Consider the following 14958-nt stretch of genomic DNA (forward strand, 5'->3'; position numbering starts at 1 on the left):
CGTCGATTTGCCCGAGCCATTGGGGCCGAGCAACCCGACCGTTTGTCCCCGCTGCGCCGCAAAACTGATGTCAGATAACACGCTGCGCGCCTGTAGCGTCACGCTCAGTTTATCCACCGCGACATACTTCATGATTTCTCCCGGTTGCGATACAGAATCAGGGCGAACACCGGGGCGCCGACTAACGCCGTCACCACGCCTATTGGCAGCACCTGATGGGTGATTAACGTGCGCGATACCAGGTCGGCAATCACCATGAAATGGCAGCCGCCCAGGAATGCGAGCGGAATCGTCACCAGATGACGCGGCCCGGCAATCATGCGGGTGATATGCGGGATCACCAGCCCGACAAAACCGACCGCACCGATCGCGCTGACGATCACCGCCGTCACTAACGCAGTGGTCAGCAGTAATACGATGCGCACCGCTGCTACCTGCGTGCCCAGCGTCGCGGAGACTTCCGCGCCAAACGAGAAGGTATCCAGCGCGCGCGCATGGTAGAGCACAGTCAGCAGACCGGCGAGGGTTACGGCAAAACACAATAAAGCATCCGCCCAGCGCACACCGCTCAGGCTGCCGAGCAGCCAGAACATCACGCCGCGCGACTGCTCAGCATTGGCCGCCGTGCTGACAATGTAGGCGGTCAGCGCATTAAATAATTGCGTCCCGGCAATACCGGCCAGAATGATGCGCGCGGTGTTTTCCCGCATGCCGCCGGAGAGCAGAACAATCAGCATAAATGCAAGACAGGCACCGCCAAACGCGCCGGCACCGGTGGTGATGGCGCCGCCGCCGATGCCAAGCAGCATCACGCACACCGCGCCGGTTGATGCACCGGCGGAAATCCCCAGCAGATAAGGGTCGGCCAGCGAATTGCGCAGCAACGACTGCAACACCAGCCCACACAGTGCCAGCCCGCCGCCGCTGCTCGCCGCCATCAGCGCGCGGCTCATGCGGTATTGCCAGACGATGCCGGCTTCCAGCGCCGGCAGGTCGTAATGGGTGATGCCAAGACCATTAGTGATGGCCTGCGCGGTCAGGGTAAAGCCGATCGCGACATCGCCGGTCGCCGCGGCCAGCGTCATCATCACCGGCAGGCTGAGCGCGCCCGCAGCAATCAGCAGGCCGGTGCGCCAGTAACAGACAGCGTGAGCGCTCATCGGGCAGGTGCGAAAGCAGCGATCTGCTGACCGATCAGCTCCACGGCCTCTACGTTGCGCAACGAGGGATTCAGTGACATCGCCGGTACCACCACAATGTGGCCGTTTTTCACCGCTGGCATTTCACGCGTCACCGGATCGCTTTGCAGAAAGTGTTTTTTAACCGCGACGTCATCGGCGGGATAGAGCCGCCGCGCCATGCTGGCAATAACGATGATGTCCGGCTGCGCGGAGACGATGTGTTCCCAGGTAACCGCCGGCCACTCTTCGTCTGAATCGATAATGTTAGTCAGACCGAGCGTCTGGCTGATCCAGCCCGGCGCCCCTTTATTGCCAGCGACCCAGGGATCGCCTTTCAGGCGCGGGCTGGAAAACCAGTAAACCACCTTCAGCGGCGCTGACGGCGATTTGTGCAGCTGCTGCTGAACCTGTGCTATACGAGCGGCCAGCTGCTGTTTGAGCGCTTCGCCACGCGCCGGCACATCAAAAATGCGCGCCAGCGCGCTGATTTCCGCAAAGATCACCTCGATCCCATACGGTGTGGTGCGTGCACCGTCGCTATTGGACGTGGTGGTGACGGCTTTGCCGATGCAGTCGGCAGGCGAAATCCAGGTTCGGATGCCGAGCTGTTCAAACTGTTCACGCGTGGCGACTTCACCCTGCGGCCCGACGTGCCAGCTGTACTGCGCCAGCACCAGCTCCGGGCGCTGCGCCACCACCGCTTCAAAGCCCGGGGCGTTATCGGCCAGCCGTTTAAGCTGGCTGCCCTGCCCTTGCAAATCGGCGGGCAGCGCGCCAAACCACACCGAGGTTGCGGCAATTTTATCTGCCAGACCGAGCGCCAGCAGCAGTTCCGTTTCATGCTGGCCAACGGTGACGACACGCGCAGGCGGATGAGCGAAGGTTTCCTGGACACCGCAGTTATCAACGGTGAGCGGATAGTTACTGGCATTAGCATTGAATACAGGAAGCGACAGCAGCGCCGCAATAATCAGGGAGAGCGAGTTTTTCATCATGGTACTTTCATTGTTACGTTATAACATAACAATATGCATGACCAGGCGTGGACTGTCAATAAACAGGATTGGGCATACCGACCGGGACTGCGCGCATCATGAAGAGGATGACGTTAGGGTATGAGCAGGGCTGCAACAGCAGCCCGCCCAGTTCTGATAATTAAATCGGCTCTGATGATGTCATCGAATGAAGTAGTAGCTGAAACAGAGATTTTATTCAGGATGTTGTGCGGCTGGTTTTAAAGTCCGGGCCACATACCGCCATCAAGCCTTAAATTTGAACCCGTTATGTAACCCGACAACGGGCTGGCCAGAAAGGTGATGGCGTCCGCTATTTCTTTGAGCGTCCCTACGCGCGCCATGGGCACATTGGCATACAGGGGCAATACGGCCTGTTCAATATCTTCCCATGGCGCGTCAGCTGAAAGCCCTGCATCTTTGGCCGTTTGACGAAATGCTTTTTCCAGGCTTGCACTATGAATAGTACCCGGTGAGAGAGTATTTACGGTTACGCCATCGTGTGCGACCGCTTTTGCCAGCGATGAGGTCATGGCAATAATCCCTGCTTTAGCAGCAGCATAATCCGGACGCCTGGCGGGAGGCATCAACGCTGCCAGGCTCGAAATATTAATGATTCTGCCCCATTTTTGTTCACGCATCCCAGGAAGAAAAAGATTAATGACACGTAAGGCTGAAAGGACATTTTTATCATACCCAGCCGCCCAGGTTTCTGGCAAAGAAGACGTCCAGTCCTCTGTGGGGCCGGAGCCACCCGCATTATTAACAACAATATCAACGGATTGTACAAGCGAACAGACTTGCTGATAAAGCAGTTGAATATCTGCCTCACGGGTTAAATCTCCCGTTACTGCGTATGCTTGTCCACCTTGCTTTAAGATATCGCTGGCGATATTTTCAGCTTTAGCTGGATCCCGGCCATGTATAATAACGCGGGTGCCTTCAGCGGCAAGCCCTCTGGCTACCGCTTCTCCAATACCTTTGGTGCTACCCGTTATCAGAGCAATTTTGCCGTCGAGTTTCAGATCCATTACTGTTCTCCAGAATACGTGAAAAATCTATTGGAAAATAAACTGATGAATGAATCAATTACGCACCTGAAAGTGCCTGTAGGCGATGATGAGAAAACACGTTGTCTCGGACCAGAAGGTTCGGTCGCTTATGTCACGCAATGTTTAACTATTATTTCCGGCAGATGGACACTGCAGATTTTATTCAGATTATTTGCGGAGCCTGTGATGCGTCACTCGCAATTCATGAAGAGCATGCCGGAGATATCGCATAAAGTACTGACTCAACATTTGCGCAAGCTTGAACGTGATGGGCTGATAACCCGCACTGATTTTGGTGAACAGCCCCCACGTGTTGAATACGCACTCACGCATGCAGGCCATAATCTGATGCCCGTGCTGCTCTCAATGCGTGAATTCTCACGAGACAACCTGTCAAAACCGGGACAGGATTAATAGTGCAAAAAAATTGCACTATTGGCAGCAGGGAAATAATCACGCATCCTCAGCAAGGTCGTCATCACGCGATTTAATGCCATTACTGATGAGGAGTATCAAACGTAATCCTGCTTTGCTTAAAATAGTCGGCCGACGAAATAATCCACGCCCAGAGAGGCATCATTTTCATCATCATTTCTTCGCCCGCCTCCGTGGCCGTATAAACGACACGCGGTACTTTTTCCTGATAATCACAGCGGGAAATAAGACCGTCACGCTCAAGCGTACGCAGTGTGCGCGTCAGCATTCGTTGCGTGACGCCATGCAGTAAACGACCCATTTCTGCATGGCGCAACGGTCCATGGGTGGCCAGAATATGCAATATACCCAACGACCAGCGATTGCCGGCGTGAGAAAGAATTTCACGCTTTAATGTTTCATCATCGTGACTCAACGCCTCACAAAATTGTCTGGAAAACTGCAGCAGGGCTTCGCGATTAGGTTCCATCTCTCCTCCGGTATCACGGGTGTACCTGATTGAATCAGGGTTTGTCCGCTGTCAGGATGACGGATATAACCCAAGGAGACAAGCATGCTACCCGTTGATCAACATGTCGAAAATATTCTTATCCTCGGCGCAGGAGAATTAGGCATGGCGGTGTTAAACGCTATGGCTAAAAAAGTGCAGCAGCATCCACTGATTAAAATGAGTGTATTACTCAGAAGCGAGGCTGCACATGCCACGTCCGGCCCACTTAAAACCCGGCTGGATGCGCTGCAAAAGCTAAATATCACTGTGGCTGAAGGCGACCTGCAGAAAAATAGCCTGAGCGAACTCTCAGCATTATTTCGCTCTTATGATGCCATCATTAATTGCAGTGGTTTTGTCGGCGGGCCGGGAACGCAGCTCAGAATCACTCAGGCCGTGCTCAAGGCGGGTGTCGCCCGCTATTTTCCCTGGCAGTTTGGCGTGGATTATGACGTTATCGGCAAAGAGAGTGGGCAACCGGTGTGGGATGAGCAGCTTGAAGTGCGCCACCTGCTGCGCGCCCAAAGCAACACTGACTGGGTAATTGTTTCGACCGGTATTTTTACCAGCTATCTGTTTGAACCCGATTTTGGCGTGATCGATGCCGGGAATAAAACGGTTTATGCCCTCGGTGACTGGAACTATGCCCTGACACTCACCACGCCAGACGACATCGGGCAGCTGACAGCCGATATCTTCTTTCATCAGCCCGCTTTTCAGAACGACATTGTTTATATTGCTGGCGATACGCTGACTTACGCAGAGCTGGCTGACCTGATGCAATCTCACTGGAAAAGCGCGGTCAGGCGAGTATTACTTAGCCGGGAAAGGCTAAGGGAAAATGCAGAACGTCATCCCCATGACACTGGCGCGGCCTACCGGCTGGCCTTTGCCCGTCCGGACGGTGTGGCATGGCCTAAACAGGAAACGTTTAACTACCGCGAGCACATTGCCACCACCAGCGCCGCTCAGTGGCTGACGAATCAGCCAGCGGAGTCCTGAGGATTTCAGGCGTAGCGGAATGTCCTCAGGCGCAACGCCTGGCCTGAGGGCTATCGGGCCATTCGCCTGAAATCCCGGCGCTTTGACAAACCGGCAGGTTGCGTCAATACTTTCCCCCGCACCGCTATCCGCCAAAATCAGTACCAGCATAAAACAGAAAATTCGAGCTCCCCGCCTGCCCTACCGTTGCAACCCTTCCCCTGGCATAGCACATCTAATAAATTTAGGTGATTATATGTTTTTTAATTATTTTAATTGAAATTAATCATCTCCCTGCCGATAACGCCATTGCCATCAGGCAAAAGCGTGGACAACAACAACCAGGGAGATTCACCTTAATGAAAAAAATACGTGTTTTTTTGGAAGATATCAGAGTCAGCAGAAAACTCATGCTCGGGTTTGGTGTGCTGCTTACTCTCAGCATTGCTGTAGCTTCCTGTGGCATCAAAAATCTGCACGACATCGCGGAACGTGCGGAAAAACTCAGCCAGTTGAAAGGCATCAACGATCAGTTCGCGCAGGCTAAAGATGCCCGCCTGCAATACGTAAAAACCCACGATGAAAAATTCATTGCCGACAACGAATCGCGACTGCAGGCGATTGAGGGCAGTATCAACCAGCTGAAAACCTGGCAATGGGATAGCGCGCAGACCGCGCTGATTGCCTCTCTGCCTGCTGCGATGAACCTTTATCGTCAGCATCGTGCAGAAACGGTGAATGAAGTGCATAAGCGCCAGAGCATTCTGCAGGCGCTGCGCTTCAGTGACGAAACCACGGCGGTTGCCGCGCTGGCCAGAAACTACGTCAGCACACAGCAGGATACGGCAACCGCGCTCACTGAAATCGCTAAATATCTGAACGGTATTAGTATTCGCGTAAAGCTGATGGCGCTGGACAACACTGAGGAAAACCGTCTGGCTTTGTCAGGCTTTATAGCTGAAACGATTCAACTCATTGACCAGGCTCGACCACGCCTGAGCGCTGATGACAGCAACGCGCTGGATAAAATTGCCGTAACGCTGGCGGCCAGACGCGACAGCGTGCAGGACTACAACGCCTCCGCGGAAGAAGAAGTGGAAGCGACCCGCCAGCTTGCCATCGCGGGCCTGCATCTGACCAATACCAGTAATCAATTATTTACCCAGCAGCTGGCCGCCACGCACCAGGATATCGCCCGGGCAATTCTGTGGATGTCGCTGATCCTGGCGGCGGCTGTGGTAATCAGCATTCTGATTGCGGTGTTTATCACCCGGCAGATTACCCGTCCTTTAGCGGTAACACTGAACGTCGCGCGGCAGATTGCGCAAGGAGATTTGAGCGTACAGCTGCAAACTTCGCGTAAGGACGAACTGGGCGAGCTGATGCAGGCGGTCGGTGAGATGAGCAACGATCTGCGCGGCATCATTGGTAACATTCGCAGCGGCGTGATGCAGGTCAGCCACGCTTCCGCAGAAATTGCTGCAGGCAATAACGATCTTTCCGCCCGCACCGAGGAGCAGGCGGCCGCGCTGGAGCAGACGGCAGCCAGCATGGAGCAGTTAACCGCTACCGTGAAGCAGAACGTGGAAAACATTCATCACTCCAGCGAACTGGCGCGTGCCACTTCGGAGAAGGCTAATCAGGGCGGCTCGCTGGTCAAAGGCGTGGTTGAAACCATGGACCAGATCAGTGCCAGCTCCGGCAAAATCGCCGAAATCACCACCGTCATTAACAGCATTGCTTTCCAGACCAATATCCTGGCGTTAAACGCAGCAGTAGAAGCAGCGCGCGCCGGTGAGCAGGGACGCGGCTTTGCCGTGGTCGCCAGTGAGGTGCGCAGTCTGGCGCAGCGCAGCGCTCAGGCGGCCAAAGAGATCGAAACCCTGATTGGCGAATCGGTCGCGCGTATCAGCAGTGGTTCACAGCTGGTGGGTCAGGCCGGTAAAACCATGGATGAAATTGTACATTCCGTTGGCAACGTAACCAGCATCCTCGCCGAAATCGCGCAGGCATCCGATGAGCAGAATCGCGGCATTTCGCAGGTCGGCGTCGCTATCGTTCAGATGGACAGCGTGACGCAGCAGAACGCCGCGCTGGTGCAGGAATCATCGGCCGCCGCCAGCGCACTGCGCGATCAGGCGTCGACACTGGAAGGCTCAGTCGCGCGTTTCGTGGTGCAGTAAGCGGATTTTCACTGACAGAGAGAGCGGGCGGGATGCCCGCTCTTGTCGGATCACGGCTCATCAGCGGGCTGCTGATCACAGCGAATCCGACTGCGGAATGAAATAACGTTTGATGCGTTGTCCATATAAGCCAACCGCCAGCCCGGTAATAATCAGTACCAGCGCCAGGATTTTCATCGGAGAAATAACTTCACCAAATATCATCATCGAACCGAGAATGCCGAATACCGGCACCAGCAGCGATAATGGCGCGACGGTGGAGACAGGATACTGCTTAAGCAATGAATTCCAGATCCAGTAGCCTAATAACGTATTGGGGTAAACCTGAAACAGAATGGACAATATCGCACGGGTATCCATATGGCTGATTAATGCGCTGTAGCCCGCGCTGCCATTAATTAATCCGTCCAGCAGAAAAAGCGGAAGCGGCGAAAAGGCGCTCGACCAGACCAGAAACGCGAATACCTGCTTCGTGCCGGCTTTTTTCATGATGATATTGGCAATACTCCAGGCTATGGCGCCTGCCAGCACCAGCAGCAACCCGGCAAACGTCACCGAGCCGTCGGTAATAAACACAATGCTCATCAATCCGCTGCACGCCAGCACAAAGCCAGCGATCTGATAGCGGCTGAGCTGTTCTTTAAACACATAACTGCCGAGCAGCAGAGTGAAAAAGGCACTGAACTGCAGCACCAGCGAGGCGATCCCCGCCGACAGCCCGGTTTTTATCCCCAGATTGACCAGGCCCCACAAGCCAATGCCGAACACCAGTCCGTAGCCAATAAGGTAGCGCCACGGGACGTCAGGTTTTTTAATAAAGAAGAGCGCCGGGATGGCACACAGCGTAAAACGCAGCCCTGCCAGAATAAATGGATCGATGGCGTGCAACCCTAATTTAATCACCGAAAAATTAATGCCCCAGATGGCGGTAATACCGATGGCCAGCAGCAGGTGTGATAATTTCATGATTGACGTGTTCCATACCAGAGAATAAGTGCGCAGGCACTGACCAGTGCCCCGCCGCTGCACACTGCATACCATCCCCAGTGCGCATAGAGTTGGGTGGCAGTAATAGCGCCCAGCGCGCTGCCTGCCGCATAAAAACACATATAGGCACCGATAAGCCGGCTGGTGATAGCGGGTTTGCCGGCAATCAGCATGCTCTGGTTGATGACATGCACCGTCTGCACCGCGAAATCCAGCATGATCACGCCAATAACCAGCAATAATAAAGAAGTCTGCGCGAAGGCGATGGGAAGCCACGAGAGCGTTAGTAAAACCAGTGCGCATCCGCTGGCGCGCTGCCCGGTTCCCCTGTCAGCCCAGGCGCCACTTCTGGAAGCCGCCAGCGCTCCGGCTATCCCAGCCAGACCAAACAGCCCTGTTTGCGTATGGGAAAGCGACATGGCCGTGAGCGGCAAAACCATGGAACTCCACAACATGCTGAACGCGGCAAAAATCAGCAGAGCCAGCGCGCCGCGCTGACGCAACAAGGGCTCGGTGACGAAAAGACGCGGGACAGACCCCAGCAGCCCGGCCACGGAAGTGGCTGTGTTCTGCGGACCGGCAGCAGGTATCACTTTCATCAGCAGCACGGTAATCAGCAGCATCAGCGCGGCTGAGGTCATATACACCGCCCGCCAGCCGGCGATATCGGCGATGATGCCAGAGACCAGGCGCGCCAGCAGTATGCCCATGACGATGCCACTGGTGACGCTGCCTACCACCTTGCCACGCTGAGCCGGTGCCGCCAGGATAGCGGCCCACGCCACCACGGTTTGCGTCACCACCGCCATCAAACCCACCAGCAGCATCGCCACCAGCAGCGCCAGCAAACTCTCTGCTAACGCCGCCGCGACCAGGGCCAGCACCGACAGCAGCAGGTGCGTGACCACCAGCTTTTTGCGATCAAAGCGATCGCCGAGCGGCACCAGCAAAAACAATCCTATGGCATAACCCGCCTGCGTTGCCGTGATGACCAGGCCGATGGTGCCGGGCGAAACCTGCAGCGTTGCGGAGATGGATTCCAGCAATGGCTGGGCAGAATAGACATTGCCGACAGCCAGCGCACAGGTCAGTGAGAGCAGAAAAATGATGTGAGGCGACAGCACTGAGGACGTCGCCGGCGAAAGAGGCACCTCAGAGGTTGCAGGGGTGTCACTGGTGCAAGTCATGTTGCATTCCTATGTGGTTTTTTTTTGAAACCGATTTATTCTATAAGTAGCAGCGGTGGTTTTTTTTTGCAACTTGTTTTGCTGAAGGCTAAGCTGCCGTCAGTAAATCAGCAGAGTGAGAGAGAAGATGGCCAAACAGGAAGCGCTCAGAACCAGCGAATGCCCGGTCGCCCGGACCGTGGAGGTGATTGGCGAACGCTGGTGTCTGATGATCATCCGTGAAGCGTTTGATGATGTGCGCCGCTTCAGTGATTTCCAGAAAAACCTTGGGCTGGCAAAAAATATCCTGGCGTCACGGCTGAAACTGCTGGTTGAGGTCGGTGTGCTTGAGAGTTGTCCGGCGTCAGATGGCAGCGCCTACAAGGAATATTTGCTGACCGAACGGGGACGAGCCGTCTTCCCAATAGTCGTGGCGATGCGCCAGTGGGGAGAGCGTTATCTGTTTGAAAAAGGCGAGACTCACTCGGTATTGCTGGATAACGCCAACGGCGAACCGTTACCTGAACTGGCCGTGTATTCTGCCCGGGGAGAACGGCTCGATCCCGCCGACTGCCATCGCCGGCGCGTCATAGCCGGTAATCGCGCTGATCAGGCTTCGTCGAGCGTGAAATAACTGGGGTTGAGGCGTCGCATCAAACCGATCCCGCTTGTTCAATCACCAGCACCCGGGCTACGCCCTGTGGATGTGCGACGTGTTCAGTGCCTTCGCTGGCATAAAAAATATCACCGGCGGTTAATCGTTGGGTTCTCACTTCACCGTTTTCTTTGTAGAACATGTCAACGCAACCATCCATAACGGCAAACACCTCTTGTCCGTCATTGATATGCCATTTGTAGGGTTGATCGGTCCAGTGCAGTTTAACGCTGATGTTATCGAAGCTGGCAATATGCTGAGACTCCCAGGCTTTGGAACCCGTAAATTCTCTGCTGCTGTAAAAATTCATGTTTGCATCCTGTGTGCTGCTGCGGTGATAGCTCACACATGAAATAGCAAAAGGCAGCGCCGCGTACCAGATTCAGGGATTGGTTTGTCCTGATTTGGCACCAGCGCGTCCCGTTGTTGCTGCCGGGATGCCTGCTTAATGCACAATACGTTCATTAAGCAGGCTATCAAACCGGTGAATGGAGGGCATAACCGCGCGGCGGCGTCGCTGCCGTTCAGAAGGGAATGAAATGGCTGCGAATCACCGTGGTGGCGTCGGTAAAATGCACCACATCTGCCATCACCCTTTTGGTTTGTTCGGACTCCAGCGCCCGGTTGACATCCTGCTGACAGGCAAACGTGTAAACACCGATGGAGAGCCAGCCGCTGCGGTCTGAAGCGGGATAGAACGCTTCCGCCGAAATGAGCCCATAATCCTGCCAGCACGCCAGCGCCAGCGGCAGGTGCGTGTGGGTATAATAGTCGCGGTCAAAGCGATGGGTTTCATCGCCGACGCACACCACCATCATCTGATGCATCCTTTTCTCCCGTTAACGCATGCCGCCTGACGCCATCATCACCTCGCCCGTCACCCATCCGGCATCGTCGGAAGCGAGATAAGCCACAATCGGCGCAATATCCTGCACCTGGCCAATACGGCCAAGCGGCGTCTGGCTTTCATTCCAGCGCTGAAACTCCGATCCCATCGCGCCGGTGCTGTGCGTGCCTTCGGTTTCGATTAACCCAGGATTGACCGCGTTGACGCGGATGCCGCGCGGGCCGAGTTCGCGCGCCAGCACGCCGGTAATGGCATCAATCGCGCCTTTGCTGCCGCTGTAAATAGCGCTCTCCGCCAGAAATACCCGCGTCACGAATGAGCTGATATTGATAATGCTGCTGCCCTTGCCCAGATGTGGCACGGCGGCGCCTGTCACCAGCAGCGGCCCGAGCACATTGATGTCAAACTGCTTGCGATACAGCGCTTCGCTGCTCTCTTCAATCTTCGCAAACTGATACACACCGGCATTGTTCACCACAATATCCAGCCGGCCAAACTGCGCGAGGGTAGATTGAATGAGTGCCTCAACCTGCGGCTGATCGGTGACATCCGCTGCCAGCGCCACCGCCGTGCCACCGGCAGCCTCAATAGCGGCGACCACCTTATCCGCCCCGTTTTTATCGGCGGCATAGTTGACGACGATCTTTGCGCCGTCGGCGGCCAGCTGGCGGGCAATCGCCGCACCAATGCCTTTAGATGCGCCGGTTACGAGGGCGACTTTGTCCTGAAGCTTTTTCATGTTCTGCAATCCTCAATCAGTTCAGTCTGGATGATGCCGTTATGGTGATAGCTACAAAGTTGTTTGAGAACTGCCATTTTTGTATATTCGACGTTCATTTTTGAACGGGAGCAAGCGCAATGGAATGGAGCGATGTACGGATCTTTCTGGCGGTGATGCGCAGCGGATCCTATGGCGAGGCCGCGCGCCGGCTCGGCGTCAGCCATCCGACCGTGGGTCGTCGCATTAAGGTGCTGGAAGCGCAGGCCCATCAGGCGCTGTTTCGCCGCACGCCGGATGGCCTGGTGTTAACCGATGCCGGTGACGCCGTGCTGGGCCTGGCGGAAAGTATGGAAAATGCTGCGCTGGCGATGGAGAGACGGCTTGCAGGCAATCACCCGCGGCTGGAAGGCATTTTGCGCATCTCCTGTGCCGAGTGGTTTGCCACCGCCGTGCTGGCACCGGTACTGAGCGAGCTGACACAGCGCCATCCCGCTATCGTGCCGGAAATCATCGCCAGCTACCGTTTGCTCAATCTGTCGCGGCGCGACGCCGACGTGGCTTTTCGCATTGTGCCTTTTACCGAGCCGGATATTGTCCAGCGGCGCCTGATGAGCATGCCCTATGCGTTATACGGCACGCCTGAAAATGCCCGCGCATTGCAACACGACCCCGCCTCAGTGGGGCTGATCCTGATGAATACCGCGCAAGCGCATTTTCCGGACGTCGTCTGGCTGCTCGATCAATTTCCACAGTCACGGCGGGCTTTTACCAGCACCAGCCGGGCGGTGCAGGCGCAGATGTGCCGGCGCGGCATGGGCGTGGCGGTGTTACCCCAGCCGCTGGGCGATGCCACCGCCGGACTGCAGCGGATTGCCACCCCGCAGCCACCGCCTTCGCGCGATATCTGGGTAGGCTATCATCAGGATCTGCGGCACATGGATCGCCTGCGCGCCATGCTGGATATCGCCGATGCGCTGCTGATTGCGAAGTAACTGTCGCAGGGATTAGCGCAGCAATTCAGGCGGGCCTCAGACCCGGTAACGGCTCTATGCTGCGCAGCGCATTTTCCATCAGTCTGGCCAGCAGGTTTTGCGCATTCGGTTCAGTCTGGCTGCCACTTTTTTGTTCCAGCGTAACGCCCAGCGCGCCCAGCGGCGGCAAAACATTGCCGGCGCTCACCAGGTTAGCGGGCATGCCGACCCGCGTGCGCACGGTGATCCCCAGACCGGCCCGCACCGCCGCCCAGATGCCGCTCAGGCTATGGCTGACAAACACGATTCGCCATGCAATGCCCGCCCGGTCCAGACTGTCGATGGCGCGCGAGCGCATCAGGCAGGGATTATCAAACATCACCAGCGGCAGCGGTTCGCCCTGGCTTATCATCGCGCTGACGTCGCAGTCGGGGTGGGCGATCCACTCCAGCGGGAACTGGCCGATCAACACGCCTTTACGCTGCAGCGGTTGTGCCTGCCACAGCAGCGCCATATCAAGAGCATCGCTGTCCAGCGCTGCAAGCAGCTCCTGATTACGTGCCACGCGGGCGATAATCTGCAGCCCGGGATGATGGCGTGTAAATTCGCCCAGAATACCGGGCATCAGGGTGTCGCCAAAATCTTCCTGCATGCCCAGGCGCACTTCCCCCTGCAGCCCTACACCGCTGAAGGTGCACAGTGCTTCGTCGTTCAATGCCAGCAGACGGCGGGCATAACCCATCATCACTTCCCCCTCACGGGTTAACGCCAGATGACGCCCGCTTTTCACCACCAGCTTGCTGCCACATTGCTGCTCCAGCTTTTTTAGCTGGGCGCTGACCGCCGAAGTGGATCGACAGAGCCGCACGGCGGCCTGCGCAAAACTGCCACACTCCATGCCGGTGACAAAACTGCGTAGCGCATCCAGATCCAGCGTCTGAGCTAACTTTTGCATAATCGTCCTGATTTATGGGATGAATGACGGTGTTTTATTTGATTTTCAGGATGGTTATGTTTCGCCACAATCGCGGCTGAGTCAATACGGAGAAACATCATGGCAAAAACACTTGATAGTAAAACGCTGGCGCGCATCGCGCCAAAGCTGGCCGAACTCAGTCAGCAGGTTCTTTTCGATGACATCTGGCAACGTGACGCGCTTACGCCGCGCGAACGCAGCCTGATTACGCTGGCCGCACTGACGGCGCTGGGGCGAGTGCAACAGCTACCGTGGCATATCGAATTCGCGCAACAAAATGGCCTGGCACGAGAAGAGATCGTCGAAGTGTTCACCCATCTGGCCTTTTATGCCGGCTGGCCGGCGGCGGTGTCAGCGCTAAGCTCTCTGGAAGAGGCGTAACCCTCATGCCTTTTACCCGCATCATACTGCGTCAGGGTTACAGCGACGCGCAATTAACGCAGATTTCCGACATCCTGCAACAGAGTCTGGAGGACGAATTTGCCGTTCCACCCGGCGACCGCTTTCAGGTATTTGAAGAACTGCCGGCACGGCTAAGGGTGTTTGATCGCCACTATAAAAGCCGCGGGCGTTCAGAGAATTTTGTTCAGTTCATGATTACTGCGGGCAAGCCGCGCAGCCGCGAACAGAAGCACAAGCTGTGTCGCAGATTGTGTCAGCAACTCTCGCAATCGCTGGATATCGATCCGCAGGATGTGATGGTGATTATTCAGTTTAACACCGTCGATGACTGGAGTTTCAGCGACGGATGTCTGATGTCCGAAGAAGCGCGTTTCCACGAGTAACATAGTCAGTATTGCTGGCAGCGCAGGTTAGCGCGCTGCCAGCAATCACTGTAAGGCTTCAGTGATGGGCGGTGGAGATTAAAAATAACAACTCATTGACGACCAGCAGATTGCAAAGCGGCGCGCTGGCGGTCGCGCGTGAAGATCTGCCACGTCACCGCGTCATCACTCAGGGTAAAAATAGCCGTGGCGAGGGTATTTTCCTCATCCGGATCCTGCGGCGACAGCCGGTAAATCGGCAATGCTGCATCCTGCTGATCCGATAAAATCGCCTTAGCCGCCGCGCCATCTACCGCCGTTTGCGTCGTCAGCCATGTCTCCAGACGCTGCTGGCGCGAGCCGGAACTGGCGGTGACCACCTGTTCGACGGCGGCAAGCTGCGGGTGAATAAGATGGTTAGCGTGCCCGAAAGGCGCAGTCAGTGGGATCACTGAACAGCCTGAGCCTGTCGCTTCAATACTGATCAGGCGGCTATCGCCCTGCTGCCCCAGCGTGTGGTGAAACGCGCCGGCGCG

At 56.0% G+C, this 14958-nt stretch carries 19 protein-coding genes; 7 read left to right on the plus strand and 12 right to left on the minus strand.

Features of this window, described 5'->3' with window-relative positions; translation table 11 throughout:
• From ERD80_RS15085 to ERD80_RS15100, 4 genes are all read right to left on the minus strand, one after another.
• Positions 1-132, minus strand: a 132-nt coding sequence (locus tag ERD80_RS15085) for an ATP-binding cassette domain-containing protein (RefSeq protein WP_248295863.1), incomplete at its 3' end; no start/stop codon positions are given.
• The gene (locus ERD80_RS15090; RefSeq protein WP_104093446.1) at positions 129-1160 is read right to left on the minus strand and encodes an iron chelate uptake ABC transporter family permease subunit; all 1032 of its coding nucleotides are present in this window, start codon (positions 1158-1160) and stop codon (positions 129-131) included. The genes ERD80_RS15090 and ERD80_RS15085, both read right to left, overlap by 4 nt.
• Positions 1157-2173, minus strand: coding sequence for an ABC transporter substrate-binding protein (locus ERD80_RS15095; RefSeq protein WP_031279962.1), 1017 nt, complete (start codon positions 2171-2173; stop codon positions 1157-1159). The genes ERD80_RS15090 and ERD80_RS15095 overlap by 4 nt, the downstream gene beginning before the upstream one ends.
• A 242-nt stretch (positions 2174-2415) precedes the next feature.
• The gene (locus ERD80_RS15100) at positions 2416-3225 is read right to left on the minus strand and encodes an SDR family NAD(P)-dependent oxidoreductase (RefSeq protein WP_136547457.1); all 810 of its coding nucleotides are present in this window, start codon (positions 3223-3225) and stop codon (positions 2416-2418) included.
• Positions 3226-3255: 30 nt separating this feature from the next.
• On the opposite strand from ERD80_RS15100, the gene ERD80_RS15105 reads away from it, so the two are divergent.
• Positions 3256-3660 (plus strand): helix-turn-helix domain-containing protein, encoded by a 405-nt coding sequence (locus ERD80_RS15105; RefSeq protein WP_199188981.1) that lies wholly within the window; start codon positions 3256-3258, stop codon positions 3658-3660.
• 82 nt (positions 3661-3742) lie between these two features.
• Here ERD80_RS15105 and ERD80_RS15110 read toward each other — a convergent pair whose 3' ends face one another.
• Positions 3743-4150 carry a helix-turn-helix domain-containing protein gene (locus tag ERD80_RS15110; protein WP_136547459.1) on the minus strand — a complete coding sequence of 136 codons (408 nt, stop codon included), beginning with the start codon at positions 4148-4150 and terminating at the stop codon, positions 3743-3745.
• Positions 4151-4234: 84 nt separating this feature from the next.
• Here ERD80_RS15110 and ERD80_RS15115 point away from each other — a divergent pair, with 84 nt between their 5' ends.
• Both ERD80_RS15115 and ERD80_RS15120 read left to right on the plus strand, forming a co-directional pair.
• On the plus strand, positions 4235-5173 hold the full coding sequence (locus ERD80_RS15115; protein WP_136547461.1) for an aromatic alcohol reductase: 939 nt from the start codon (positions 4235-4237) through the stop codon (positions 5171-5173).
• A gap of 389 nt (positions 5174-5562) precedes the next feature.
• Positions 5563-7335 (plus strand): methyl-accepting chemotaxis protein, encoded by a 1773-nt coding sequence (locus ERD80_RS15120; RefSeq protein ID WP_233210709.1) that lies wholly within the window; start codon positions 5563-5565, stop codon positions 7333-7335.
• A gap of 75 nt (positions 7336-7410) precedes the next feature.
• On the opposite strand, the gene ERD80_RS15125 is transcribed toward ERD80_RS15120, so the two are convergent.
• Positions 7411-8301, minus strand: coding sequence for an EamA family transporter (locus tag ERD80_RS15125; RefSeq protein ID WP_136547463.1), 891 nt, complete (start codon positions 8299-8301; stop codon positions 7411-7413).
• Complete coding sequence (locus tag ERD80_RS15130) at positions 8298-9509, minus strand: MFS transporter (RefSeq protein WP_136547465.1); 1212 nt, start codon at positions 9507-9509, stop codon at positions 8298-8300. Before ERD80_RS15130 ends, ERD80_RS15125 begins: the two co-directional genes overlap by 4 nt.
• Before the next feature lie 127 nt (positions 9510-9636).
• Between ERD80_RS15130 and ERD80_RS15135 the strand changes: the two genes are divergently transcribed.
• Complete coding sequence (locus ERD80_RS15135; RefSeq protein WP_058770394.1) at positions 9637-10122, plus strand: helix-turn-helix domain-containing protein; 486 nt, start codon at positions 9637-9639, stop codon at positions 10120-10122.
• A gap of 19 nt (positions 10123-10141) precedes the next feature.
• Here ERD80_RS15135 and ERD80_RS15140 read toward each other — a convergent pair whose 3' ends face one another.
• The 3 genes from ERD80_RS15140 to ERD80_RS15150 all read right to left on the minus strand — a co-directional run bounded on the left by ERD80_RS15140 (position 10142) and on the right by ERD80_RS15150 (position 11729).
• Entirely contained in the window at positions 10142-10453 is a 312-nt protein-coding gene (locus ERD80_RS15140) for a cupin (protein WP_058770395.1), read from the minus strand.
• 214 nt (positions 10454-10667) lie between these two features.
• Positions 10668-10970: an EthD family reductase gene (locus tag ERD80_RS15145; RefSeq protein WP_021508836.1), complete on the minus strand. Its 303-nt coding sequence runs from the start codon at positions 10968-10970 to the stop codon at positions 10668-10670.
• A gap of 12 nt (positions 10971-10982) precedes the next feature.
• Positions 10983-11729, minus strand: a complete 747-nt coding sequence (locus tag ERD80_RS15150) for a glucose 1-dehydrogenase (RefSeq protein ID WP_136547467.1) — start codon at positions 11727-11729, stop codon at positions 10983-10985.
• A 119-nt stretch (positions 11730-11848) separates the two neighbouring features.
• Here ERD80_RS15150 and ERD80_RS15155 point away from each other — a divergent pair, with 119 nt between their 5' ends.
• Positions 11849-12703, plus strand: coding sequence for a LysR family transcriptional regulator (locus ERD80_RS15155; protein ID WP_136547469.1), 855 nt, complete (start codon positions 11849-11851; stop codon positions 12701-12703).
• A gap of 25 nt (positions 12704-12728) precedes the next feature.
• Here ERD80_RS15155 and ERD80_RS15160 read toward each other — a convergent pair whose 3' ends face one another.
• Positions 12729-13637 carry a LysR substrate-binding domain-containing protein gene (locus ERD80_RS15160; RefSeq protein WP_088517449.1) on the minus strand — a complete coding sequence of 303 codons (909 nt, stop codon included), beginning with the start codon at positions 13635-13637 and terminating at the stop codon, positions 12729-12731.
• A 99-nt stretch (positions 13638-13736) separates the two neighbouring features.
• Here ERD80_RS15160 and ERD80_RS15165 point away from each other — a divergent pair, with 99 nt between their 5' ends.
• Positions 13737-14039 (plus strand): carboxymuconolactone decarboxylase family protein, encoded by a 303-nt coding sequence (locus ERD80_RS15165; protein WP_136547471.1) that lies wholly within the window; start codon positions 13737-13739, stop codon positions 14037-14039.
• Positions 14040-14044: 5 nt separating this feature from the next.
• Complete coding sequence (locus ERD80_RS15170) at positions 14045-14443, plus strand: tautomerase family protein (protein ID WP_021508831.1); 399 nt, start codon at positions 14045-14047, stop codon at positions 14441-14443.
• 92 nt (positions 14444-14535) lie between these two features.
• Here the strand turns inward: ERD80_RS15170 and ERD80_RS15175 are convergent.
• Positions 14536-14958 (minus strand): carcinine hydrolase/isopenicillin-N N-acyltransferase family protein (locus ERD80_RS15175; protein WP_248295862.1); only part of this gene is annotated, 423 nt, incomplete at its 5' end.

Source organism: Pantoea sp. R102 (genome assembly GCF_004916815.1).
Lineage (GTDB): Bacteria > Pseudomonadota > Gammaproteobacteria > Enterobacterales > Enterobacteriaceae > Pantoea > Pantoea dispersa.